The sequence below is a fragment of the Paenibacillus sp. V4I5 genome, from assembly GCF_030817255.1.
Classification (GTDB): domain Bacteria; phylum Bacillota; class Bacilli; order Paenibacillales; family NBRC-103111; genus Paenibacillus_E.
This window is the reverse complement of the sequence record NZ_JAUSZB010000002.1, coordinates 3,668,096-3,693,580: the sequence shown is the minus strand read 5'-3', so window position 1 is coordinate 3,693,580 and position 25,485 is coordinate 3,668,096. Positions and strand designations below refer to the sequence as shown.

General features: G+C 43.3%; 25 protein-coding genes and 4 tRNA genes. 22 read left to right on the top strand and 7 right to left on the bottom strand.

What is annotated here, in order from left to right; translation table 11 throughout:
* The first annotated feature begins 2 nt into the window (after positions 1–2).
* The 16 genes from rfbB to QFZ78_RS18570 all read left to right on the top strand — a co-directional run bounded on the left by rfbB (position 3) and on the right by QFZ78_RS18570 (position 16,035).
* A complete protein-coding gene (gene rfbB / locus QFZ78_RS18645) occupies positions 3–1,019 on the top strand; it encodes a dTDP-glucose 4,6-dehydratase (protein WP_307549798.1) in 1,017 nt (338 codons plus the stop codon).
* A gap of 242 nt (positions 1,020–1,261) precedes the next feature.
* Positions 1,262–2,182, top strand: coding sequence for an NAD-dependent epimerase/dehydratase family protein (locus QFZ78_RS18640; protein WP_307555780.1), 921 nt, complete (start codon positions 1,262–1,264; stop codon positions 2,180–2,182).
* Between the two features lie 315 nt (positions 2,183–2,497).
* A complete protein-coding gene (gene rfbD / locus QFZ78_RS18635; protein WP_307549797.1) occupies positions 2,498–3,361 on the top strand; it encodes a dTDP-4-dehydrorhamnose reductase in 864 nt (287 codons plus the stop codon).
* The gene (locus QFZ78_RS18630; protein ID WP_307549796.1) at positions 3,348–4,298 is read left to right on the top strand and encodes a glycosyltransferase family 2 protein; all 951 of its coding nucleotides are present in this window, start codon (positions 3,348–3,350) and stop codon (positions 4,296–4,298) included. Before rfbD ends, QFZ78_RS18630 begins: the two co-directional genes overlap by 14 nt.
* A 104-nt stretch (positions 4,299–4,402) precedes the next feature.
* Positions 4,403–5,269, top strand: coding sequence for a glycosyltransferase family 2 protein (locus QFZ78_RS18625; protein ID WP_307549794.1), 867 nt, complete (start codon positions 4,403–4,405; stop codon positions 5,267–5,269).
* Positions 5,270–5,275: 6 nt separating this feature from the next.
* Positions 5,276–6,682, top strand: coding sequence for an undecaprenyl-phosphate glucose phosphotransferase (locus tag QFZ78_RS18620; RefSeq protein WP_307549792.1), 1,407 nt, complete (start codon positions 5,276–5,278; stop codon positions 6,680–6,682).
* An 82-nt stretch (positions 6,683–6,764) separates the two neighbouring features.
* A complete protein-coding gene (locus tag QFZ78_RS18615) occupies positions 6,765–6,890 on the top strand; it encodes a hypothetical protein (protein WP_261302619.1) in 126 nt (41 codons plus the stop codon).
* A 181-nt stretch (positions 6,891–7,071) separates the two neighbouring features.
* The gene (rfbC, locus tag QFZ78_RS18610; protein ID WP_307549789.1) at positions 7,072–7,617 is read left to right on the top strand and encodes a dTDP-4-dehydrorhamnose 3,5-epimerase; all 546 of its coding nucleotides are present in this window, start codon (positions 7,072–7,074) and stop codon (positions 7,615–7,617) included.
* A 154-nt stretch (positions 7,618–7,771) separates the two neighbouring features.
* The gene (locus QFZ78_RS18605; RefSeq protein ID WP_307549786.1) at positions 7,772–8,959 is read left to right on the top strand and encodes a LolA family protein; all 1,188 of its coding nucleotides are present in this window, start codon (positions 7,772–7,774) and stop codon (positions 8,957–8,959) included.
* Positions 8,960–9,075: 116 nt separating this feature from the next.
* Positions 9,076–9,606: a DUF6036 family nucleotidyltransferase gene (locus QFZ78_RS18600; protein ID WP_307549784.1), complete on the top strand. Its 531-nt coding sequence runs from the start codon at positions 9,076–9,078 to the stop codon at positions 9,604–9,606.
* 11 nt (positions 9,607–9,617) lie between these two features.
* Positions 9,618–10,076 (top strand): hypothetical protein, encoded by a 459-nt coding sequence (locus tag QFZ78_RS18595; RefSeq protein WP_307549783.1) that lies wholly within the window; start codon positions 9,618–9,620, stop codon positions 10,074–10,076.
* A gap of 86 nt (positions 10,077–10,162) precedes the next feature.
* Positions 10,163–11,527 (top strand): YecA family protein, encoded by a 1,365-nt coding sequence (locus QFZ78_RS18590; RefSeq protein WP_307549781.1) that lies wholly within the window; start codon positions 10,163–10,165, stop codon positions 11,525–11,527.
* A gap of 81 nt (positions 11,528–11,608) precedes the next feature.
* Complete coding sequence (gene alr / locus QFZ78_RS18585) at positions 11,609–12,799, top strand: alanine racemase (protein ID WP_307549779.1); 1,191 nt, start codon at positions 11,609–11,611, stop codon at positions 12,797–12,799.
* 206 nt (positions 12,800–13,005) lie between these two features.
* Positions 13,006–13,287, top strand: coding sequence for a CopG family ribbon-helix-helix protein (locus QFZ78_RS18580; RefSeq protein ID WP_028553892.1), 282 nt, complete (start codon positions 13,006–13,008; stop codon positions 13,285–13,287).
* 3 nt (positions 13,288–13,290) lie between these two features.
* The gene (locus tag QFZ78_RS18575) at positions 13,291–13,641 is read left to right on the top strand and encodes a type II toxin-antitoxin system PemK/MazF family toxin (protein WP_028553893.1); all 351 of its coding nucleotides are present in this window, start codon (positions 13,291–13,293) and stop codon (positions 13,639–13,641) included.
* Positions 13,642–13,776: 135 nt separating this feature from the next.
* On the top strand, positions 13,777–16,035 hold the full coding sequence (locus tag QFZ78_RS18570; protein WP_307555778.1) for a Tex family protein: 2,259 nt from the start codon (positions 13,777–13,779) through the stop codon (positions 16,033–16,035).
* Positions 16,036–17,130: 1,095 nt separating this feature from the next.
* Here QFZ78_RS18570 and QFZ78_RS18565 read toward each other — a convergent pair.
* The 3 genes from QFZ78_RS18565 to QFZ78_RS18555 form a co-directional block, all read right to left on the bottom strand.
* Positions 17,131–17,667 (bottom strand): hypothetical protein, encoded by a 537-nt coding sequence (locus QFZ78_RS18565; RefSeq protein WP_307549777.1) that lies wholly within the window; start codon positions 17,665–17,667, stop codon positions 17,131–17,133.
* Positions 17,668–17,993: 326 nt separating this feature from the next.
* Positions 17,994–18,158, bottom strand: a complete 165-nt coding sequence (cmpA, locus tag QFZ78_RS18560) for a cortex morphogenetic protein CmpA (protein ID WP_090818813.1) — start codon at positions 18,156–18,158, stop codon at positions 17,994–17,996.
* 119 nt (positions 18,159–18,277) lie between these two features.
* Positions 18,278–18,631: a hydrolase/acyltransferase gene (locus tag QFZ78_RS18555; protein ID WP_307549775.1), complete on the bottom strand. Its 354-nt coding sequence runs from the start codon at positions 18,629–18,631 to the stop codon at positions 18,278–18,280.
* A 114-nt stretch (positions 18,632–18,745) separates the two neighbouring features.
* Between QFZ78_RS18555 and QFZ78_RS18550 the strand changes: the two genes are divergently transcribed.
* The 6 genes from QFZ78_RS18550 to QFZ78_RS18525 all read left to right on the top strand — a co-directional run bounded on the left by QFZ78_RS18550 (position 18,746) and on the right by QFZ78_RS18525 (position 21,638).
* On the top strand, positions 18,746–19,219 hold the full coding sequence (locus tag QFZ78_RS18550; RefSeq protein ID WP_307549773.1) for a SprT family protein: 474 nt from the start codon (positions 18,746–18,748) through the stop codon (positions 19,217–19,219).
* A 19-nt stretch (positions 19,220–19,238) separates the two neighbouring features.
* Positions 19,239–19,314 (top strand) — tRNA-Asn (locus QFZ78_RS18545).
* A gap of 7 nt (positions 19,315–19,321) precedes the next feature.
* Positions 19,322–19,410: transfer RNA gene (locus tag QFZ78_RS18540), tRNA-Ser, on the top strand.
* 153 nt (positions 19,411–19,563) lie between these two features.
* Positions 19,564–21,306 (top strand): methyl-accepting chemotaxis protein, encoded by a 1,743-nt coding sequence (locus QFZ78_RS18535; RefSeq protein ID WP_307549771.1) that lies wholly within the window; start codon positions 19,564–19,566, stop codon positions 21,304–21,306.
* 160 nt (positions 21,307–21,466) lie between these two features.
* A tRNA-Glu gene (locus tag QFZ78_RS18530) sits at positions 21,467–21,538 on the top strand.
* A gap of 18 nt (positions 21,539–21,556) precedes the next feature.
* A tRNA-Leu gene (locus QFZ78_RS18525) sits at positions 21,557–21,638 on the top strand.
* A 110-nt stretch (positions 21,639–21,748) separates the two neighbouring features.
* On the opposite strand, the gene QFZ78_RS18520 is transcribed toward QFZ78_RS18525, so the two are convergent.
* The 4 genes from QFZ78_RS18520 to QFZ78_RS18505 all read right to left on the bottom strand — a co-directional run bounded on the left by QFZ78_RS18520 (position 21,749) and on the right by QFZ78_RS18505 (position 25,475).
* Positions 21,749–22,918 carry a tyrosine-type recombinase/integrase gene (locus tag QFZ78_RS18520; RefSeq protein ID WP_307549769.1) on the bottom strand — a complete coding sequence of 390 codons (1,170 nt, stop codon included), beginning with the start codon at positions 22,916–22,918 and terminating at the stop codon, positions 21,749–21,751.
* Between the two features lie 134 nt (positions 22,919–23,052).
* Positions 23,053–23,571: a hypothetical protein gene (locus QFZ78_RS18515; RefSeq protein ID WP_307549767.1), complete on the bottom strand. Its 519-nt coding sequence runs from the start codon at positions 23,569–23,571 to the stop codon at positions 23,053–23,055.
* Between the two features lies 1 nt (position 23,572).
* On the bottom strand, positions 23,573–24,469 hold the full coding sequence (locus QFZ78_RS18510; RefSeq protein WP_307549766.1) for a gamma-glutamylcyclotransferase family protein: 897 nt from the start codon (positions 24,467–24,469) through the stop codon (positions 23,573–23,575).
* Between the two features lie 55 nt (positions 24,470–24,524).
* Entirely contained in the window at positions 24,525–25,475 is a 951-nt protein-coding gene (locus QFZ78_RS18505; protein WP_307549765.1) for a hypothetical protein, read from the bottom strand.
* Positions 25,476–25,485: the final 10 nt, after the last annotated feature.

Genomic DNA, 25,485 nt, shown 5'->3' with positions numbered 1-25,485 from the left:
AATTGAAGGTTCTTGTAACTGGCTGCGCAGGATTTATAGGTAGTAACTTTTTATTATATATGGTGGGTAAATATCCCGAATATGAATTTATAAACATCGATGCTTTAACTTATGCGGGTAACTTGGAAAACTTGAAACAAATTGAAGCTGTACCTAACTATCAATTTATTAAAGGTGACATTACTGATAGACCATTAATCGAAAAAGTAGTCTCGGATGACATTGATGCTATAATTAATTTCGCTGCGGAATCCCATGTAGATAGAAGTATCCTGGAGCCGGAAGTTTTTGTAAAGACGAATGTCCTTGGTACACAAGTGTTATTGGATGCCGCTAAAAAGTTTGGCGTTAAAAAGTTTGTTCACGTTTCCACGGATGAAGTTTATGGATCTTTGGGTGAGACTGGTCTATTCACCGAGGAGACGCCCATTGCTCCGAACAGCCCTTATTCCGCAAGTAAAGCAGGTTCCGATCTTCTTGTTCGCGCCTACCATGAGACGTTCGGACTCCCAGTTAACATTACGCGTTGCTCGAATAACTATGGGCCTTATCAGTTTCCTGAAAAACTGATTCCGCTAATTATTGCAAATGCTCTAAATAACAAGCCTCTTCCGATATACGGAGATGGATTGAATATTAGAGACTGGTTGTATGTTGAAGATCACTGTAGCGCAATTGATCTGGTGTTACATAAGGGCGTAAACGGTGAAGTTTACAACATTGGCGGTAACAATGAAAGAACAAACATACACATTGTACAAACGATTCTCCGTGAGCTTGGGAAACCAGAGTCTCTCATTCAGTATGTAAAGGATCGCCCTGGACATGACCGTCGTTACGGTATAGATGCAACGAAGATTAGTACCGAGCTAGGGTGGAAGCCTTTTCATAATTTTGAGACAGGCATTCATGAAACGATACGTTGGTATTTAGATAATCAGGCTTGGTGGAAACGGATCCAATCTGGAGAGTATCAACAATACTTCGCCCAACAATATGGGTCGCGTCTAGGTGTATGAGTATAATTATGTTTTTTGATGGTACTGGTTTTAAGCTTTACAGGAGAGTTAGATAATTAAAAGAACTTAAAGTGAATAATTCAAAATGAGCAGGAGAGCAGTCTCTTAATCACTTTTCGATAGATTATCATCGCATTTTGATGTCATCTCAAGACTAATATCATCTTAAGAACGTTGTTAAGATCTTAGTAATAATATGCCCATTAATTTATAGATTTTACATTGGGGGAACTATATTGAAGGTGCTAGTTACTGGAGGGGCGGGTTTTATTGCTTCCCATATTGTTGATTTATTAATTGAACAAGGAAATCACGTTGCAATATTAGATAATTTCTCCACAGGACGAGAGGAATTTGTTAACTCACAAGCGGTTGTATACAAAGAAGATATTTTGGATGATCAGCTAACTAACATCTTATTAGATTTTAACCCAGAAGTTATCATTCATCATGCTGCTCAAATCGATGTTCAAACCTCCATTAAAAGACCTGCTTTTGATGCACAAATTAATGTTGTTGGAACAATAAAGTTGCTAGAAGCTTGCAAAGCTGCAAGGGTTCGTAAAATTATTTATGCTTCGTCAGCTGCTGTTTATGGTAATCCTATCTATTTACCAGTGGATGAAAGGCATCCCATTGCTCCATTGTCATTTTATGGGGTATCAAAACATACACCTGAGCATTATTTAGAAGTATTTTCTCAACAGTTCGATCTTGACTATACAATACTTAGATATGCAAATGTTTATGGTGTAAGACAAGATCCTAAGGGAGAAGGTGGAGTTGTCTCTATGTTTATTGACAAAATCTTAGGTTTACAGCAGCCAATTATTTATGGTGATGGTAAACAAACGAGAGATTTTATTTACGTCAAAGATGTAGCAAATGCTAATATTGCAGCCCTTAATTCAGGTAGCAAAGGGACTTATAATATTAGCTGTAACCTTCAAACTACAGTCAATGATTTATTACTTACGATTTCATTATTATATAATCACAAAGGCACTCCCATTTATAAAGAGATGAGATCCGCGGATATCATTCACAGTTGCTTGGATAATTCAGCAGCACGCAGGGACTTACGCTGGGAGCCGCTTTATACGTTAAAAGATGGCTTAAAAGAAACATGCGAATATTATTCCCATCATTATGCTAATGGTTGACACAATCATATTTTAATCATAGAACTCTTGCTGTCAGCCATATTCGTTTATATACTAACATAGTTGCTGTTTTTCCTCAGCTTTCAGTCGCCGGTAATAATCGCTTGGGATTGTTCCAGTGTGCTTGCAAAAATAGCATTTAATGGAGCAGTATAATCCAAGAAGGTGAAAATAGTTCTTTATGTTTAGAAACAGGAGCCTTGCGAGTATTAAACTAAAGTACATGGATAATCAAGACTAATAGAAACGAATTTAGACGGGTAAGTATCGAAAATATTTTGCTGAGCAATACGGCTCACGGTTGGGTGCTAAATAATGAGAATCGTAGTGACCGGGGCAAATGGCCTATTTGGGCAAGATATTGTTAAGTTGCTAGGAGCTAAGCACCACGAGGTTCACGGTCTTGGGAGAGAGCAGCTAGATATTACAAATGAAAGTCAATGTCTAGAGGTTCTGAGAGCCTTGAAACCAGATGTTATCATTCATAGTGCTGCGTACACGGCAGTTGATCTTGCTGAGACGGAAGAAGAAATGGCTTATCGTATTAATGCCGATGGAACAAGAAATCTTGCAGTTGTAGCAGAGAATATTGGGGCGAAATTTTGCTACATTAGCACGGATTACGTATTTGATGGTACGGCTACGAGTGCTTACAGAGAAGATGATGAAACCAATCCTCAAAGTGTTTATGGAAAGTCCAAAAGAGCTGGAGAAAAGCATGTCGAATCGCTATCATCTAAACATTTCATTGTGAGAACCTCTTGGGTCTATGGGATTTATGGCGCCAATTTCGTGAAAACTATGTTGAATTTGGCCAAATCTAGAGATTCTTTAAAGGTTGTAAGTGATCAATTCGGTTCACCGACCTATACTGTGGATCTTGCCTTATTTCTTGAAATACTGATACAGACTGAACGTTATGGCATTTATCATGCTTCTAATTCGGGTGTTTGTTCGTGGTATGAATTTGCTTGTGCCATATTTGAAGAAAGTGGTGTAAAGATAAGGGTAGATCCTTGTACGACAGAAGAATTTCCGCGACCTGCTCCAAGACCACGAAATTCTGCTATGGAACATGAAGCAATCCGTGCTAATGGTTTTGAAGATTTACGACCTTGGCGTGAGGGGCTTAGAGCATTTTTGAAGGAGCTAGGAGAGAGTAAGGATGAAAACCGTTAGTGTTCACATTGTTACTTACAATAGTTCTGAACATATCGATAATTGTTTGGAAGCTGTTCTTAGGCAATCCCATCCGATTGAACGGATAGTAATTATTGATAATGCTTCAAAGGACAATACACTAGAGAAATTAGGAAAATGGTCGGAGAAGTGCAGTTTTATTAAGAATTCCATGAACAACGGATTCGCTGGAGGACATAATCAGGCAATACGGATGGCAGACACAGATTATTGTCTTATTCTGAATCCTGATGTAGTTCTTGAGCCAGATTATGTACTTAATACTGTTAAATCATTTAATAATCATACTCAAGCAGGCAGTGCAACAGGAAAACTGCTGTTCAAAACAGATCCTAGTCACATTGATAGTACGGGGCTAGTGATTAACAAGGCACGCAGAGCCTTTGACCGCGGTGCACATCAGACAAGCGAACAGTTCGAGCATGCTGAAGAGGTTTTTGGTGTTTCTGGTGCAGCTGCTATGTACTCGCGTGAAATGATTAATGACATTAGCTTAAATGGCGAATTTTTTGATGAGGATTTTTTTGCGTATAAAGAAGATGTGGATGTGGCTTGGCGGGCGCAGTTACTAGGCTGGAAGGCTTACTATGAGCCATCAGCTATTGCATATCATGAACGAGGTTGGAAGGAAGGCGCTAGGAGCAGTAAGCCGCTTTTTATCAGGAGATTATCGTACATTAATCGATACAAAATGATGGTGAAGAATGATCGTACCACGATGATTCTAAAGCATATCATTCCTCTTGTTGTATATGAGTGCCTTAGCATTGTTTACGCTATTGTACGGGAACCGAAGCTGTTAGGGGCTTGGGGTGATTTTTTTCGTAAGTATTCAGAGCTAAGGAGAAAGAGAAGCATCATTCAAAGTAAGCAAAAAGTAGCGACTTTTGAAATCAACAGATGGTTTATAAAATAACCTAAGTGAGATTAGCTAAATGAAGCTAGTCTTTTTTTTAATCTAAAATTTATAAACCCATGTTATAATCAAAGTAACGAAATCAATAAAAATGAGGTTTTCAAGTGGATTTAAGTATTATTGTACTAAATTATAAAACACGCGACCTGACGTTAGCTTGTTTACAATCTGTTTTTTCGTCAGCTACACATTACAATTATGAGGTTATCTTAATCGACAATGCTTCAAATGACGGCATCATCCCTGCGGCAACTGAGCAATTCCCGCAAGTCATCTGCATCGCAAACACCAACAACGTTGGCTTCTCCAAAGCCAATAACCAAGGTATCGGCATCGCCCAAGGACGTTATGTTCTACTTTTGAACTCCGACACCATCGTTCAATCTGATACATTGGATGTCATGCTCCGTTTCATGGACGAGAACACTAACGTGGGAACCAGTGGCTGCAAAATCGTGCTTCCAGACGGTTCACTCGACAAAGCCTGTAAGCGGGGCTTTCCAACGCCTTCAGCGTCCTTTTACTATGCGTTTGGTTTTTCGAAGTTATTCCCTAAGATCCCGCGCTTCAACCAATATCAGTTAGGATACTTAAGTCCTGATGATGAATATCCCATCGACTCGCTCGTCGGTGCCTTCATGTTAATCCGCCGCGAGGCTATCGAGCAAGTGGGGATGCTTGATGAGGAATTTTTTATGTATGGTGAGGATATAGATTGGTGTTATAGAATTAAGGAAGCGGGCTGGGTAAATTATTATTACCCTCGCACTCAAATTGTCCATCACAAAGGCGCAAGCAGTCGTAGGAAGCCTTTTAAGATCATATATGAGTTCCACAGGGCTATGATTTTGTTTCATAATAAGCATTATCGTAAGAAGTATTCCTGGTTAACGAACGCGATGGTATATGCAGGTGTAAGCTTGAAATTCATACTCTCCTTAGTAAGAAATAAACTACGTCCAGCGAGGTGATTTACATTGATTCGACAGAGTCAGGGGTTCCTAACACAACTTTATGCACTGGCCGACTTCATATGTATTCAGCTTGTTTTCTTACTATCATGGTGGCTGAAATTTAGAAGCGGTTGGATTCCATTCGATTCTCCTCTTCCATTCAAGCATTACATAATGTGGAGTGTCTGTTATGCAATAATAGCAATTATACTCAGTTATATGATGAACTTTTATACACCTAAGCGAAGGAAGCAATTCTCTTATGAGGTATTTAAAATTATTCAAGTTCATTCATTTAGTTTGTTGCTGTTGTTAAGCGTCTTGTTCATTTTAAAAGAAGTCGACGTCTCACGTTCTTATCTCTTATTATTCTTAGTCAACAATATCCTTTTCATCAGTTTTTATCGTTATATGATTAAAATCTCGCTAAAGCGAGTCCGGCAAAAGGGTTATAATAAGCAGTTCATTTTAATTCTCGGTGCAGGCACACTAGGTCGCCAGTTCTACACGAAGCTGAGACAACACCCAGAGCTAGGGTATGAAGTAGTTGGTTTCCTTGATGATTATCAAGAGAAACACGAAATCACATACCAGAGCTATAAGCCAATTATCGGGAAGATAGACGATCTGGAGTCAATTCTGAACGACCTCATCATTGATGAAGTTATCATCGCACTACCACTAGATGCACATAGAAAGTTCGGCAGTATTATCAATGTCTGTGAAAAAATTGGCGTCAAAACACTTATTATACCGGACTTTTATGATTTCTTGCCTTCCCGTCCTTATTTCGATAATTTTGCTGATATGCCGCTGATTAACGTTCGTGATATCCCGCTGGATGAGTTCCGGAATCGACTTTTCAAGCGAGCTTTCGATATTGTTTTCGCCAGTGTGGCTATTCTTATTACGTTGCCCGTTATGATTGCATCCGTAATTGCCATTAAGTTAACTTCTCCAGGTCCGATCATTTTCAAGCAAGAGCGCGTAGGTCTGAACCGTAGAAGGTTTATGATGTATAAGTTCCGCAGTATGAATGTTTTGGCAGAGAGTGCCTCAAATACGGAGTGGACGGTTGAAAATGATCCGCGGCGAACGAAGGTCGGAACCTTTCTCCGCAAAACGAGTCTTGATGAGCTGCCTCAGTTTTTTAATGTGCTTTTTGGGCATATGAGTGTCGTCGGTCCAAGGCCGGAGCGTCCTTATTTCGTGGAACAATTCAAGGAAGAAGTTCCAAAGTATATGGTGAAGCATCATATCCGTCCTGGTATTACTGGCTGGGCACAGAGCAATGGTTTACGAGGCGATACCTCTATCGAGGAACGCATCAAGCACGACATTTTCTACATTGAAAATTGGACTTTTCTATTCGATATTAAAATTATTTGGAGAACGATTATTAACGGTTTTATTAATAAAAATGCATACTAAAAATTTTTTCACATTAACCGCATGATTCGTCAACATCTTCCCCATACTATGCATATACTTAGTATGCGGGGAGGTTATTTTTATGATCGATCATGAAGACGCTTACCAGGATGATCATTTGTCAGTTGGCAAAGGATTAATTGTTGGTGTTGTGTTCGGCTCCCTGATCTGGGCGGCCATTATTGCCGGTGTAGTGTATATGTGGTAGACGTATCTCATAAATGAAGAGACTGCTGAGGCTAATAATAGCTCAAAGCAGTCTCTTTTTTTGTTTTGAAAATGTCGGAACCTGGAGGATAAAGAGGCTGCAGGCGCATATCCATTGATGGCAAGAGCAGAGACAATTCCAAATAATCATGCATACGTTAGTTACAGAGGTGATCTAGCTGATGAATGTTATTGCCACAAAACTGCCAGGATTATTTATTATTGAACCTGATGTCTATGAGGATCATCGGGGCTTTTTTATGGAGAGTTATCATCGTGCGAAATTGGCGGAGCATGGAATAGATATTCCTTTTGTTCAAGACAATCATTCTCTATCCGTAGAAATTGGAGTTTTGCGGGGGCTTCATTATCAGTTGAATCCAAAAGCACAAACGAAGCTTGTTAGGGTTGTTTCAGGTGCTATTTATGATGTGGCAGTTGATATACGTAAAAACTCGTCTACTTTCGGTGAATGGGTAGGCGTTACGCTCAGTGCGGCTAATAAGCGCCAGCTTCTTGTTCCTCAAGGATTTGCTCATGGGTTTTGTACGACGGAGCCCCAAACTCAAGTGTTATACAAGGTGGATGAGTATTACTCTCCTATACATGACAGGGGAATATTATGGAGCGACCCGGCTATTGGCATTGATTGGCCGACAGCTAATCCCATTTTATCGGATAAGGATCAGAAGCACCCGTCGCTTAAAGATGCGGAGATCAATTTTTAGCAGCATTCAAAATAGTTCATTAATGGCTATTCCATTTGGAGTGGCCATTTTTTTTGCTTTATTTAGCCAAGCCCCAACTCGTCTGCATAATCGGCCAAGTCCCCTCATATGCATGTACTATGTTGATGTTAATCATGAGTGAGGGGATGATCGAATGCGCCGGGTCACATGGGTAGTAGCAGTGGTGATGTGCTTAGCATTGGTTCTCGCAGGATGCGGGATGGGCAAAAAGGATGCAGGATCTATTGTAAAGGATTTGGATCATGTGATCAGCAAGTCGGGCAGCTATCAGGCTTCAGGAAGCATGATTTTGAACACAGGGCAGCAGCCGCAGGAGTATCAGGTGGAGGTGGCTTACTCGCCGGATCATTTCTATCGTATTTCGCTTACGAATGCGGGGAAGGACGTGACGCAGATTGTGCTGCGTAATGAGGAGGGCGTGTTCGTGCTGACGCCGCATCTCAAGAAGAGCTTCCGCTTCCAAAGCGATTGGCCGGAGAATCAGGGGCAGGTGTACTTGTTCCAGTCTCTTGCGAAGAGCATAATTGCCGATAAGGATCGCCAATTTACGACGGATAATGATGCGTATGTGTTCGATGTTGCAGCCAATTATCAAAATGAGCAGCTGTCACGCCAGAAAATTTGGCTGAATAAGAAGACACTGGCGCCTAAGCAGGTTCAGGTGTCGGATGTGAATAAGAATGTGTTGGTTCAGGTGAATTTTACGAATTTTGAATTCGATGCTAAGTTCGACAAGGACTATTTCCAAATGGAGCGCAATATGACCAGCTGGAATTTGCAGACACTCCCTACAATGGCTGACGTTAGCGTGACAGATGCCGATCACCCAGCAACGGGTGGTAAGTCTGTAACAGATAAGAATCTGTCTGCAACAGGCGGACAATCCGATCAAACGGCAGGCCAAGCCCAAAGTGGGCAAAAGGCTACAGCGACTAAATCAGGTTTGGATACGACGAAGTCGACTGCCGCGGCAAGCAAAGCGCAGAGTATCGGTATCATCGAGCCATCCTACCTGCCGAAAGATGTGGTGAAGCAGGATATCACGGATATGAAGCTTGGTGAGGACGCAGCAGTTCTTTTGAGATACAAAGGGAAGTACAACTTCAGTCTCATCGAGGTAAGACCACAGGCTAAATCAGTTTCCTTGCAACCAGGCGACATTGTGGACCTTGGATTCACGATCGGCGTGCTCACGGGGGATGAGAAAAAGACGCTCACTTGGACGAATGACGGCGTAGAGTTCAGATTGTCGACTGGCGATTTGCCTACGAATGAAATGATCAAAGTCGCTATGGCGACTGAGGGGCAGTCTGGTAAATAAGAATGAATTTATAAAATGCGAAAAAAGGGAAGCCCTGCGTGATATAGGCAGGTGTCTTTCCTTATTTTCATTACCATTTTTGTCGGGTATAATGAGTATCAAGAGGTGATGGTAGAATGGACTTAATCAATCTATTTGACAAGGATGATGGTCTAACGAAAGAGGATATTTTGAGCAGATTAGAGATGTTTGCCAAAGAACTTCATCAAGGTACGACCATCATTGTTATTGGCGCTGCTTCCATTCTTCTCACAATCGATTCCGAAAGGAAAACTACGGATGTCGATATTTTAAATACCACTCGGGTGGCGAGTTACTCAAAGTACGATATTCAAATTGTTAATGAAGGTATACTTTTTCTCTGTGAAGATTATCGAGATCGGTTGATATTAAAAGCGGATTTTAATGGTATTCTAGTGTACACGTTAGGGTTGTTGGATGTTGCCTTAGTTAAGCTTGGTCGAGGTTTAGATAAGGATGTCGAGGATATAAAAGAAATATTAAAATCGGGTGCTGTCTCAATAGAACAGTTTAAATCCAAATATAAAGAGTTTCGTTACGGTTATGGGGGCAGCTTTGAAATTTTAGATAATAATTATTGGGCAGTTGTTGGTGAGCAATACATATCGAATGATAGGATGTTTTGAGGAGGCTAACCATGGATGAATTGGTATATTTGGATTATCTTCGTCAATATCTGAGCAGCTATGTGAAACGAATGTTTGACATGGAGCTATCCATAGAGAACCTAGATAAACTCTTTGATTTCAAGGGAAATGAACGTCATCAATATCCATTATATTTCATTTGGATGTTGCCTGAGTATACGGATTGGTACATACAGCATGATAAACACTCTTACATACTGTTAGGCGACAATTTTGCTAAACATATGAAGGATTTATTTCCATATAATTCGTTTGTTTTGACGGACTTATTGAAAATAGTACGATTTCCGGAACAAATTCGTTCCGAACAAAAACTGCTTCAAGCCAAGCAATCATTAGGTTCAAAAGTCGTACATATTCTGGAAGGAAGTCAGAAATTCCTTTGGAGTTTTATCTCTAAGTTAGAAGCTGTTAAAAATGAAATAGGTGCAACATTAGCAAATTCTTGAACAAGAAGATTTAACCAACTCCCCCGAAAGGGAGTTTTTTTTGGTATAATGCAACTTTGGAGTAAATAGATAATGGAGTGTCTTTGATGAAAACAACTGGTGAGTTAACAATGGAAGATCGACAACAATACTGGGAAAATGAGATTGTCTTGTTCGGTAAGTATCTTACGGAGGAAGGCAAATTAAAAACAGAGACCGTAGCAAAGTATGTTTATAGCATACGATTTGTGACGACGGAGTATTTTGTTCGTTACGGGTTGGATTATGAACAGCTGCAGGGCGAAACGATAGTTGATTTTCTAGGTTATTTCTATATTAGCAAGATGCTGAATAGTTCGAAGTCTGATATCGATTTGTATCTTCCGGCGATCATCAAGTGGACGCAATATCTTCTGCAAACAGGCAAGATTTTGTCTCTGCAGGGTATTCAGGTATTAGCTGTGTGTCATTATAAGGAGTTTTTTGCTGACCGGTTTGATCAATATGCGAATGCGAAAAGTGATAAAGCCATGGAGAAGTGGTTTTACTCCAATGATATCGAAGTTTACTTGGCTCAGCAAAAGCCTAAATCTGCATCTGTAAAACTGAATGCTATTGTGGTTGATAACAATCTGCTTGAACAATGGATGGATGAAAAGACAGCTGTACCTCAAATCGTTGCAGATTTTCAAATGTTTCTGGCTTCCTTGCAGGATGCCAAGAATATTAAATTGACCCCGGCCAGACAGCATTTGCCACGGAAGTTTTGGAAAGAGCTCGACGAGAAGCTGCAATGGAATCTTTTTCGCAAACCGACATTGAACCAGGATCAAGAACCCTTGTTTCAGTTCTTTTTCTATTCAGCGGAAGCATTAGGGTTGATAGCAGAGCGCAAGCAGCAGTGTGAAGTTACGAATCAGGCCGTAAGATTTCTCGCTTTATCAGATAAGGAACAGGCAGTCGTCCTATTAGATGCGCTCTGGAATAAAGTTGAATGGGGAAATTTGCAGGAATTGGGCGAAGGCGGTTATCCTGAAGCGATCCAGGTCTTAAGAGAGCCAATTGCGAGTGTGCTAGCAAGTTGGGTTGTTGGTCACGAGCATGATGTGCAAAGAGAATGGAAGAAGAATAGGCAATCTGGGAAGCTGCTTGACACGAGTGCAGATGTTTTTCTTCATTCGGTTGTATCTGTATTGATACGTTTTGATCTGGTCAGTGCGCAGTATTTGCCGGAGTCTGAAATCAAGTATGCTTTTCAAAGAACGCCACGTATTATGACGGTAAAAGATTCGGGTATGCGCGTTTTCCGCTATTTTGCTAATGAAAATGTTCAACCTAAGTTGAAGCCGGAGGTAGTGCGTGTCATCCATTCTACGAATGATCTAAAGGCTGTTTCTGGTAAAAGTAAAATCGGACGCAATGATCCTTGCCTATGCGGGAGCGGGAAGAAATATAAAAAATGTTGTTTGTAGGCCTGCAAAAGTAAGGTTGACAGTTTTTCGTGATTAGGATTAACATAGGTTTACTGCAATGGATAAAAGAGGTGAGCACTGGTGGATGCTTTTTATCGTCCCACGTGGGTAGAAATTTCGTTAGATGCACTGCGAAGCAACATTGAAGGTTTTCAGAAGGTACTGCCGGCAGGAATGAAACAAATGGCAGTCGTTAAAGCTGATGCGTACGGACACGGGGCTGTTGAAGTATCCAAAGAGGCTCTCGCCGCGGGTGTGGATTACTTGGGTGTGGCGTTTTTTGATGAAGCGTTGGAGCTAAGGAATGCAGGGATCACCGCACCTATTCTGGTACTTGGCTATACGCCTCCAGAAGGGGTTGATAGAGCGCGTGAACTCGATGTGACGATTGCTGTCTATAGTAGAGATGTTCTCGAAAAGCTTTGTTTTCAGGGGCAGATGAAAGATGGGGCGCTTCAAAAGAAGCTAAAGATCCATATCAAGCTGGATACTGGCATGGGGCGACTTGGTTTGCACACGGAAGAGGATGCTATTCCATTTATTGAAGAAGCTCTGACGCTGCCGAATGTGGAAGTTGAGGGTTTATTCACGCATTACGCGAATGCAGACGAAGTAGATAAGAGCTATACGATGGAGCAGTATCACCGTTTTGAGCGAATTGTGAGCTATTTTACGGATAAAGGTGTTAAGTTTCCATATATACATGCAGGCAATAGCGCGGCGGCCATAGATTTGCCAGGTTTGACGTATTCAATGGTACGGTTGGGGATTTCGATGTATGGCTTGTATCCTTCCGAGGATGTAGATCAAGCGAAAATAGAGTTAAAGCCGGTACTAAGTCTCAAAACAGGGATTGTTCATCTTAAAACGCTGCCTCCAGGCTCTGGAGTTAGCTATGGCACGATTTATCACACTAAGGGCCACGAACAAATTGGGACACTGCCGATTGGGTATGCGGATGGGTATTCTCGGATGCTATCGGGTAAAGCTGAGGTTCTTGTTCGGGGCAAAAGAGTGCCGATCGTCGGTAAAATCTGTATGGATCAATGTATGATCAATGTATCGGATGTACCAGATGTTCAGTCTCTGGACGAGGTTGTGGTGATCGGAGAGCAAGACGGAGAGCACATTACGGCTGAAGATGTAGCTCGTCAGTTAGGTACTGTTAACTATGAAATTATTTGTATGATTTCACATCGTGTTGCGCGTGTGTATGTGCGTGACGGCAAACGTATAGATGCAATTAATCCTCTCATGCGGCATCGCTACTAAAAGTAACAGATTAATTTACCATTTATTTTTGTGCTAGATGGAGAGGATTTTCCGAATAGGCTATCGAATACTATGTAAGTAGGAATCTTATATCCAAGTGTGTAACATATTTGATATACTGAATGCATATATCTATTGTATAAATTGGTTTTTGGAAAGACATACTGGTAATATTGTCTTTGTATCGTTTCTGGGGGTGCGAGAGTGTGAGCAATGCGCATAATACGAAAAGGATCATGATTAGCTTGCCTGACAATCTGTTGCAAGAAGTGGACGGTATTGTCGAGAAGGAGAATTCCAATCGCAGCGAATTTATTCGCCAGGCAATGAAGCTGTATTTAATTGAACGTAAAAAGCGCAGTCTACGCGAATCCATGCAGCGTGGGTATATGGAGATGGCGAAAATAAATCTCAGCATGGCATCTGAAGCTTTTCAAGCGGAGGAAGAAGCGGACGGTACGCTTGATCGCTTAGTAAGCGGGGTGTAAGCAGTGATTGTCAAACGTGGTGATGTTTTTTTCGCAGATCTTTCGCCGGTTGTAGGGTCGGAGCAGGGAGGGGTTCGTCCTGTTCTAGTGATCCAAAATGATATCGGCAACCGCTTTAGCCCAACCGTGATTGTTGCAGCGATTACAGCTCAAATCCAGAAGGCGAAGCTTCCCACGCATGTGGAAATCGATGCGGAAACGCATGGTTTCGACAGAGATTCGGTGATTCTGCTTGAACAAATCAGAACAATCGATAAGCAACGGCTTACGGACAAAATTACGCATTTGGATGAAGAAACGATGCGCAAAGTTGACGATGCTTTGCAAATTAGTGTGGGACTGATAGAGTTTTGAATAGGATCAGGAACGGACGAGGGTGCAAGGTTCCCTCGTTTTTTGGTTTGTATACATACATTGGAATAGAAATGAATAGAAGTGGGGGAACTGGTTGTGGCAAATGCGGAAGAGCTGAAAATTAAGGCTAGTGAAATGGAAGAGCAAAAGTTGAGCGAGACAGAGGGAAAGAAGACAAAGGCTAGTGAGTATGAAGAGCCAAGGGAGAAAGTACAGATCTCCGAAGAAAAGAAAGCAGAGATCCAGGAGCGTATCCTGAAACAGATCTCTGCTGAATTGCAGCTGCCGGCTGGCAAAGTGAAGACAACGATGGGGCTGCTTGATGAGGGCAACACGATTCCGTTCATCGCACGTTACCGCAAAGAGATGACAGGCGAGCTGGATGAGAACCAGCTGCGAGATATCGAGGATCGGTTGCAGTACTTGCGCAACCTTGAGGATCGTAAGATCGAGGTTGTTCGTTTAATTGATGAGCAGGGCAAACTAACCGATGAGCTGCGCAAGTCGATTGAAGGCGCTGCGAAGCTGCAGGAAATCGAGGATTTGTACAGACCGTTCCGTCAAAAGCGCAAGACGAGAGCAAGCGTTGCTAAAGAGCGCGGTCTGGAGCCGCTAGCGGAATGGATTTGGAAGCAGCCTCGTCAAGGCTCGCTGGAACAAGAAGCAGCGCGTTATGTGAACGCGGACAAGCAGGTAGGAAGCGCCGCTGATGCGATTCAAGGCGCAATGGATATTCTTGCAGAGAATATCGCGGACGATGCTAAGATTCGAGCTTGGGTGCGTAGATATACGCATGATCAGGGGATTTTGCGTACGGAGGCCAAAGATGCAAAGGCTGAATCCGTCTATGAGATGTACTATGCCTATCAAGAGCCTGTTAAACGCTTGCCGCCTCACCGTATTCTCGCAATTAATCGTGGGGAGCGGGAGGACATCCTAAAGGTTGGCTTGGATGTTGCCGTTGATAAAATTCACGATTATATGGTTAGACAAGTCGTGAAAGGTGATTCCGTTGTTCGCGACGTGCTTCGCTCCGTTGTAGAGGATGCTTATAAAAGATTACTTGCGCCTTCTATTGAGCGCGAAGTGCGCGGTGAAATGACTGAGATGGGCGAGGAGCAAGCGATTAAGATTTTCGCGGAAAATCTACGGAATCTGCTGCTCCAAGCCCCAGTCAAAGGGCACGTGGTGCTGGGTGTCGATCCAGCTTACCGAACAGGCTGTAAGCTGGCCGTCATTGACGACACCGGTAAAATGCTTGAAATCGCCGTCACCTACCCGACGCCACCGAATAATAAGGTGGCGGAAGCGAAGGCGAAGTTCAAGCAGTTGATCAGCAAGCACGGCGTCGAGCTGATCGTTATCGGTAATGGGACGGCTTCCCGTGAAACGGAGCAGTTTGTTGCGGAGCTGATTGCCGAGATCAAGGAGCAGAAGCTCAAGTACTTGATCGTAAGCGAAGCAGGGGCGAGCGTGTACTCCGCGTCAAAGCTGGCGCAGACGGAGTTCCCGGAGCTCGACGTAGCCGAGCGCAGCGCGATCTCGATCGCGCGGAGGCTGCAGGACCCGCTCGCGGAGCTTGTGAAGATCGAGCCGAAGGCTATCGGCGTCGGGCAGTACCAGCATGACGTATCGCAGAAACGTCTGGACGAGAACTTGAAGGCCGTCGTAGAGTCGGCCGTTAACCATGTCGGCGTGGATTTGAACACGGCGTCCCCGTCCCTGCTCTCGTACGTGTCGGGCGTGAACGCGACACTGGCAAAGAACATCGTCAAGTATCGCGAGGAGAACGGCAAGTTCAGCTCCCGACAGGAGCTGTCGAAGGTTCCGCGCCTTGGCGCGAAAACCTTCGAGCAGTGTGTCGGGTTCATGCGGATTCCGGGCGGCCGGAACCCGCTCGACAACACCCCGATCCATCCGGAGTCTTACGACGTGGTGGATCGGCTGTTCAAGGAGCTGCGCCTGGAGTTGGCGCAGCTTGGCTCACAGCAGCTGCTAGCGCTGCTGCAGACGCTGGAGCCAGAGGAACTGGCTCCTAAGCTGGGCGTGGGTGTCCCGACGATGCGGGACATCCTAGACAGCCTGCAGCGGCCTGGGCGAGATCCGCGGGACGAAGTCCCTGCGCCGATCTTCCGCACCGATGTGCTGCAGCTTGAAGACCTTGTGCCGGGCATGGAATTGACCGGCACGGTGCGCAACGTTATCGACTTCGGTGCCTTCGTCGATATCGGCATTAAGAACGATGGGCTGGTGCACATCTCCCAGCTCAAGAACGGCTTCGTGAAACACCCTATGGATGTGGTGTCCGTTGGGGACATCGTCCAAGTATGGGTGCTTAACGTAGACGAGAAAAAAGGTCGCGTCGGCTTGACCATGAAAAAGCCTCAGCAATAGATTGATTAAGCAGTTGGCAGCGTTATGCTCCCAGCTGCTTTTTTTGTAGGCTGATCGCTGGCTAATTAGAGCCTCCAAAGGCTGCTATTCTTCCTATGTTATGCCATATTCGATAAATAGAAGCTCCTAGGGACTCTTATTCTGATATAAATAAGAATTTTAATAATGAAATTTACAAATAAGAGCCTGTAGAGACTTCTATTTCAATATTTTTGGCCGAAATTGCTCAAATAACAGCCTTTAGGGACTCCTAATTTAGGACACGGTGGCTGAGAGTATATCCAACCAAGATAGCTACATAGCTACCTGAGATCCATTAAACTCCTTAAGTTACTCGTACGCCCAACCAAGAGGCGTTACCGACATCAGCCAACCTCCACATCATCCTTCCTTAAGTTACTTGTACGCCCACCCAAGAGGCGATACCGAGATCAGCCAATCCCCACATCATCCTTCCTTAAGTTACTTGTACGCCAAACCAAGAGGCGTTACCAACATCAATCAATCTCCACATCATCCTTCCTTAACGTAATCGTACGCTCAACCAAAAGGCGTTACCAACATCAGCCAAACTCCACATTATCCTTCCTTAAGGTACTCGTACGCCCAACCAAAAGGCGATACCGACATCAGCCAAAATGCACATCATCCTTCCTTAAGTTACTCGTACGCCCACCCAAGAGGCGATACCGACATCAGCCAAGCTCTACATCATCCTTCCTTAAGTTACTCGTTACGCCAAACCAAGAGGCGATACCGACATCAGCCAACCTCCACATCATCCTTCCTTAAGTTACTCGTACGCCCACCCAAGAGGCGATACCGACATCAGCCAAGCTCTACATCATCCTTCCTTAAGTTACTCGTTACGCCCGACCAAGAGACGTTACCGTCATCAACCAAACTCCACATCATCCTTCCTTTAGTTACTCGTACTCCTAACTAAGAGGCGTTACCGTCATAAACCAGTCTCCACATCCTCCTCCCCAAAGTTACTCTAAACGCCCACCTGCGAGCGTCATCTCCATCACCTACCCGACATCATCCTCTCCAACAAGTATAATCAATACTCCCCAGCATGGGAGGTTAGTGGGTCTATTTATGAACGGGCCCCACTTCCTTCAAAGAGTAAACCATTACATTCCGCTGACCAGCGACAAGAGAGATCATCCCTTCCAGGGATAAGCGTTTTAGCCATTCTGCAGCGATACGAATATTTACATTGCATTCTGCAGCGACATCCCGCAGTCTAACTTTGCCACTGCGTCGCTTGGCAATTTGAATGACAAGCTGCTTCCTTAACTCCCACTTATCGATTTCTAGGCTGGCGATGGGGGAGAGAGGCGATATTTGAGTAGTTGACTTCCTAGGAATCAGAACATAAACATTATTTTTCTGAACTACACTCATCTTGCCTTGTACTAGTCCTTTTTGCTCATGAAAAGCATTCATCTTGCCCTGCACAAATTTTGGTTTCTCTTGAGCTGAATTTCTCTCACCGAAACTCTCCAGCCCCTGCCCAAAACCACGCTGAGCCATCAATTCAGCGCCACTCATCCAACCAACAAACCCATGCCTCCCCAATCCAAGTTCACGCATTTTTCTTAACCAACCTCTTGTTTTACGTGGCATAATAATCGACTCCCCTTTTTTATGTACGAAAAAAAGCACACCCGAACCGCAGAATCATTCTGCAAGATCGAGTGTGCTTCACTCCGATAATCTATTACATTTATTTACAGTATAGAGGGCACATTTCAGATATGCAACCTTTTTTTTAACAAATGTTTACTTTTCTCTGCAAGTAGTAAGTTGCTTTGCTCTTTTCTCTGCAACTAGTAAGTTCCTTTGGTTTAAATTCACTTTTCTCCGCATGCCGTACTTTGCTCTGATTTCACTATGTAAATCTGCATGGCAAAAAAGCCAGCACCCGCTCCGCGCAAGTACTAGCTCTTTTATCAAAATTTACGCTTGCCCGGTCCGTCTGTCGATTGGGTATCAGGCCACTCCTCTTGTGAGCGGCGGGTGCGGTAAAAGTACCAGCTATCATTCAGCAATCGGATTTGTCTGCGGTTTTTGTTCTGGAAGGCCCGCATTAATTGATTACAGAGCCATTGCGGCATATGCCCATCCCCTTCTTCGCCATGTAATAATAGCATATGAAGGATTGCTTCGATGGGTGCAGGTCCTTTTGATTTACGTTACTTTTTTGCTAAGTGTTTTTTAATCGATCTCATTAAAATTAACCCTCAAATTCCTCTTCATACCACTGTTCCAGTTGGGCTTGAAGCGCGCGAATTTCAGTCAATAAAGAAATAAGCGGATACGACTTTTCCTGGATGCCAGCGAAGGTCTTTTCCAAACGATTGATGTAATCTAAACCTTGAATTAGGGTATGTGCTGTGCCAATCAACTCTAAGTCGTCGCATTCTGCAATAACCCGTGGAAGTTGAGGGACTTGATCAGCGGTCAATTTCTCTAATTCTTTGTGCAATCTTTGATTCAGAGCTGTCAATTGATAAGAGTAGGAAGATGGCATTTCAACGAATTCTAATTGTTGTTCGAACTTAAGAATGACATATCGCATTTGTGGCATAAGGGTTGTTCAAATCCTTTCTTTAGAAAGCTTTCGATCTTCTTTTCTACTTGACAGTATAGCCGTACATACGGTACAAATTCAAGTGAGAACTTGTCAAAGGAGCGAATGGGGATGGAGGATCGGGAGCTGCAGCAATGGATCGAGCAGATCTCTATGGCATCGTTTGGGAGGCCTTTTGTACATCAGGCGCGATTTAACCGGAGGTTAAGGTCGACGGGCGGGCGCTATTTTACCAAATCCCATGATATCGAAATTAGTTGGATGCAGTGGGAGACATTTGGACGAGATGAGATTGAGAAAATCATTAAGCACGAACTTTGTCATTATCATTTGCATATATTAAAGCGTGGCTACCAGCACCGCGACAATGATTTCAAAACCTTGCTGGCTGAGGTCGGAGGTACCCGGTTCTGTCGTTCGCTGCCGCGGGCTTCCCAGAAACAGTCCTATAAATACAGGTTGGAATGCGTTAATTGCAAAACCGAATACTTCCGCAAACGCAAAATGGACGTCAGGAAATATGCATGTGGAAAATGTAGGGGAAAATTGAAATCGTATACACTTGACTTAGGGGCGCCTTCATAATAAAATAATAGTTGTTCATTCCCTGATAGCTCAGTTGGTAGAGCACTCGACTGTTAATCGAGTTGTCACAGGTTCGAGTCCTGTTCGGGGAGCCAGATATTTGGAGAGGTACCCAAGTGGCTATAAGGGGACCCTCTGCTAAGGGGTTAGACTGCGTAAGCGGTGCGAGGGTTCGAATCCCTCTCTCTCCGTATAAGAATTAGCTGGAAATAAGCTCAATGGCGTTCATGCCGTTGGGCTTATTTTGTTAGCTAATTACATTCATTTTTAACAGTTTTCTAACATCTATTAAACGATTTTCCGTTATAGTGATCAAAAATAGATCAATGACGGGGGTAAATTTTGTGGCAAAATTATTATCTATTCGTGTAAGACTCCTTTTATTGCTATTAGTTCCTTCCATGCTGTATCTAGGCACAAGTGTTTTTTTACTGCAGCAAAGTAAGTCCAATACGGAAGTATTAGCTTCATCCCTTTATGAAACCACGAATAAAAGCACTTCGCTTATCTTGAATGCCGATCGTGATATGTATCAGGCGTTGACGGCTTACCAGCTGTTGGTTTCGGGAACGTTGACTGCGGAAGAGAAGACAAAGCAGCTTAAAGCTTTGAAAGACAACATCGATCAAACGAATACAAGGGTTGGACAAGCAGCTGATATTATAAATACTAAACAGTTGTTACAAACAGCGCATACAGAGACAAAGCTGTCCATTGAGCAGAACGTGGCTAATTTCCATACGTCTTTTGACCAATGGGCGAAAGAAGCGAATGCTGTTGTTCAGTCCTCGAATACAGGAAAAGGGATTATTAATGACGCTAAATTATTAGCAACGTTCGAAAAAGGCCGCGAGGGTATGAATCAAATCGGTGAAATTTTGGATGCCTATGCGAAAACAAGTATTGAAGAGATCAAGGCACAAAATGATAAAACGGCAAAAACGATCTACATATCTGTTGCAACTATTATCATTTTGCTCATGACAGCAGGATGGATGGTTATTAGTAAAATAATGAAAACGGTCAGTAGAATCGTGAAGGTTACCGGACAAGTAGCTGCAGGAGATCTTACTCACGAGCCTCAGCAAACGTACGCCAAAGACGAGCTTGGCAAAATTACAGAATCAGTAGATATTATGGTTTCGAAAATTAAAAGTTTGATCGGTACGATCGCTCACAATACGCAGTTCGTGCATGATGCTTCTATTGAGCTTTCAGATAGTTCCAAGGAATCGGCAACGGCCTCTGAGCATGTCGCTATCAGTATTCAAGACATGACGCAGGACGTCGAGGTGCAGGTAAGAAGCAGCGTAGAAACAAGTAGAGCGATTGAAGAAATGGCGATTGGGATTCAAAGAGTGGCTGAAAATTCTGGCGTTATGGCAGAGCATTCTTCCCTAACTTCTCAACATGCCGAACTTGGCAATGTCTTGCTTGGGAAGCTGCAGCAGCAAATCGTGAACATGTTGAAATCGGTCGAGCAGCTCTCACAAACCGTACAATCCTTAACACGTAAATCCGATGAGATTGGTCTTATTGCATCGAGCATTACAACGTTTGCGAATCAAACGAATCTGTTGTCGCTGAATGCTTCCATCGAGGCGGCTAGAGCGGGTGAGCACGGCAAAGGGTTTAACGTTGTTGCAAATGAAATTCGTAAGCTTGCCTCGCAATCTATCGAGTCAGCCGAGGGAATTAATCAGTTAATTCATGAGACGAGAGTTGAGATCGCCAGTGTTTCTAATTCCATGAATGCAACCAAGCAGGAAGCTAGTGCGGGATCGAGCATGATGCAGGAAGTGAACCAAAGCTTTCATACCATCATGCAATCGGTGACACACATTGTGACTCAAATACATGAGACTTCAGCAATTACCCAGCAAATGTCGGCAAGCTCCGAGGAGATTTCTGCGACAATGGACCAATCAGCATCGAGTTCAACGCATATTTTGAACAAATCCCAAGGGGTTGCTGCGGCAACTGAGGAGCAGTTAGCGATGATGCAGAATATTGCGGCTGCCTCCGAACAGCTTAGGTCCGTAGTAGATACTTTGAATGAATCTGTCTCTTATTTTAAAATAAAGTAGTGTTAGTTGTAAAAGGCACCCCTGTGATTGGTTTACAGTGGAGTGCCTTTTTGTCTTAAACCTCGTTAATTATTCCATAATTTTTGCTTGTCAACTTGAATGGAATCCTTTATAATAACATTTATCGTCCTAAAGGACTTTAATGTTTTATGACGATTATGGCCCGTTGGTCAAGTGGTTAAGACACCTCCCTTTCACGGAGGTAACAGGGGTTCGAGTCCCCTACGGGTCATTCTTTCTTTTATACCTCGCGGTCGTGGTGGAACGGCAGACACACCATCTTGAGGGGGTGGCGCTCACAAGGCGTGAGGGTTCAAATCCCTCCGACCGCATCCCTAGAAAAACCCTTGATAATCAAGGGTTTTTCTTAATTTTCATTTGCTTATCCTGATTTTTTCATGTGTTGTATTTAAGCGCTTGGGGACGATTTGGGGACGAAATTTCATATTATTATTGATGGGTTCAGGCTATCGAATTTATTAGCAGCTTCGCGGCTGATTTTCCGAGTAACATGAGTGTAGATATTTGCGGTCGTTGTGAAATTAGCATGGCGGAGTCGTTCTTGAATTGTTTTCATATCCGTTTGTTTCTCGAGCAAAATGGTTGCTGTTGTATGTCTTAAACCATGGAGCGAAATCCGTTTTAGATTATGTCTTTCAGTAAACCTTCGCCACCATTCGGAGGGATACGTAAAATACAATGGTTTGCCAAAACCTCCGTGAAACAGATAGCTATGTCCTGCTCCGATCCATAAATCATTTACAGCTCTTTTATTTTCCTCCCATTCAATTTGATAAAGCTTCAATAAATCCATAAACCATTTTGGCATATCCACTTTCCCAATAGAACTTTTGCTCTTGGGTTCTCCCAGGATGGCTTGACCATTCTCTGTAAGTGAAATGCTCTTGTTTATCCAGATTGATGCATCCTCAAAATTAACATCAGACCATTCTAGAGCAACCAATTCACCTCTTCTGAAACCTCCGATTAAAGCAGCAGTGCAATACACTCTCCACATTATTGATTCCTGGCTTAATGCCCTAATGACCTCTTGTGCTTCTGCTTCTGAATAGTATTCAATATCACTCGAAACGACCTTAGGTTTTTTAATACCTGCCATTGGGTGTGTTTTTAATAGTTTCCATTGGGTTGCCTGATTGAATATATTTTTGATTACTCTGTATATGTATTGAATTGTTCCGCTTGATAAGAATTGACCTCTACCATCTTTCCGTGCACCCGTTTTTCCGAGATCTTCAAGTAAGGACAGAATGTGCATTGGTTGAATCTGATCTATTTGTTTATGGCCAAGGACAGGCAGAATGTGATTCTTCAAGTGAACGGAATAATTTTTTAATGTTTTAGGTGCAAGTTCCTTCGAAGCGTATTTGATCTTCCATTCTTCTACAAAGTAACCAAAAGACATTTTCTGTGGTGCGATGTATTCACCGATTTCAATCTCAGTGACAAACTTGGCGAGCGCTTTTTCAGCTTCACGTTTTGTCATATTAGAAACAGTTTTCCTTTTTCTTATTCGTTTACCGTTTGTATCAAAACCAAGTTCGACTGTAAGTCTCCATGAATCCGGCCCTCGTTTTTCTAAAGTTGCCAATACAAACCCTCCATATTTTTTAGTTGGGTGTTAGTATTAACATTTAATTTGAAATAAAGACTACATGATTCCAAATAATTCCTATTTTATTAAATGTAAAGAGGCCCTCATCGGGTAGATGAGGGTTCTTAAGTTTATTCATTTAATGTACCGGCAGAAACCATCGTTTGTGTCCAAACATTCCAATTTCGGTTATAGGTCGGTATGCAAACCTCTACCTCAAAGGGATAACGGAGTAGAACATCCAATTGTCGCTTAATACTTGAACCTTTCAAAACAGTAATGACAAGTTTCCTACCCTGGAGAATAGAACGGCACCTCTCGTGTAGCCGATACCGATCCTGATCGGAAATCACACTCTCAGTCAGCATTTCCACTTGGTTAACGGGCTGTTGAAACGCCTTATCTGCAAACTGCAGCAGCATTTCATCCTTCCATACATGTAAACCTAGAAGCAGTAGACCGTCTTCGAGCATCGTTTCCGGGTCAGGAATCCAACTATGACATGAGAATTGTTCCGCATGCCCCCAGGGAATCAACGACCATCGAGCTACTCCATTCTCAGATAGTAACAACGTACCTTCTAGATTAACGAGACCTCCTTCATATGGATGGCTTTGTCCAATAAGGATCTGAGTAGTAATAGCTCCCATCTTACATGCCCCCTTTCAAAGAGGCAGTAACCGAAGCGGTATTCTGCAACTCCTCTATGTGTTTCTGTAAGATCTCAGCGTACTTGAGCGATAGCACCTTTGCGCCTTCCATAATGATATCCGCATAATCGCGATGCGGCGGGACCTCCTGTGCCAACTTGTTGGTCACCTCATAGGTGATCGCTGGGAAGAACAATCCATCGCACACAATGGGGACGGGAATTCGCCGATAACATAATGGCGCACCCTCCCTCTGGTCAAGTGTTTCCATCTGATCCTGAGGAATTAAGTAAAGAATTCCCTCAGCAACTTCACGAATCGCTGGGATCAAATCGGCTACACCACCAGACCGACTATTGGAATATCGGGTGAAGGCAACACGATAGCCCGGAATTTCCACCCGGCCAACAATCTGATACCCTGCTACCGTATTGGCGAAGGAAGCCTCACTCATGCAGCTACCATATGCAACGTAAGGCACTCGATCTTGACCGGAGCCCTGTGGCCATAGGCCCGCAGGTAATAACTCGTCTAGCGACAGTTCTTCTTTTCGCCCATTCGGAAACCGGTACATTTCACACGAGGCAGATTCACCATCCATGGTAACCGCCATTGTAGTGATCCGTTCATACAAGCCAGACGTGGGCCTCGCATGATTTACTCCCTCTAACTGGTCCATTGACTGGAACGCGTCTTCTTCAAATTCCGGAAGAAATTCCACAAGCTCTCCGTATACCCAACCGCAACCTTCCACAACTCCAGGGTATGGCCCCATGTTATAAAGCCACCCGCGAACCGCCGCCGGGGTCACACTTGCAATGTACGGCTCAATTAGTTGATGGTTGCTTTGGCCCCTTTTTAACGTACCGTAAACAAACACGAATCTCTTCTGTACCATTGTCGTTTCCTCCTCAGTATTTGATAGCGAATCAACACTATCAGGATACCAAAGGTCATCTGACACGATCTGACTCTTTCCATTGAAGATCCAAGTCATGTTCCAAGCTTTCAGGGGAGAGTAGGCAATACGTCGTACCAGGAGCTAGGGAATACCTTACAAAGGACAGAGCTTTGGCTGAAAGCAATTTGCGCAACCTGCCGAAATATTGATCGATTCGACTCCGGGGGGTACGCTCTCCCTGGGGGAATTTCTCCCCATATCTGGCTAAATAAATATTTGCAATGCTGCATTCCGAGCCTTTCAGTATCATCATTGCCAGTACGTTCGCGTCAACTCGATTCAACTCTGTCAGTTTTCCAAACAAATAATATTGTTCCTGCACGAAGTCAATAAAAATGTCATATTGCTCCGGCCTGTGCCTCTGTCTCCAAAGTAGTTCTTGCCGGCCGCTAAGAAATGATTGACGGTGTCTTCTTTCGGAAGTAAAAGCGATCAATTCAGTCGCGTCGTTATCAACATTCTCATCGACATTTTCTTCTTCATAAATTGCGGTAAGGTCAACTTGTTCCTGGAGCTGCTTGGCAGTCGGATCGGTGCTGGCAATTAAGCGTTCAAACAGCGGTTGGAATTCTTTGTGTCTAATGAAATCCAAAAAGTAAGCCAAAATGTATCCGCAAGAACGATCCCGAATATAATCTTCCACATCCGCAGAACGAATTAGTTCCATAAAGATTGGATGCGCCTCAGACTTCCTGCGGAGCGCATATAACAGCACAGCTTTTCGATACCGCTGCAAAGGCCTCAACTCTGCAACACGTTCCAGTAAGGTCAATTTATGAAAGGCATTATCCCTCAGATGCATAAAACGTTTCTCATGTTCGACCTGCTGATCTGTCCATCGAATGAGAGCGGCTAGATCATCTTCTTCCCTAGATTCGTCATACTTTTTTTGCAATGCGTGGTAATGATTATAAAACTCTTCCTCAGAAACCCCGAAAAACATACCGTATCAC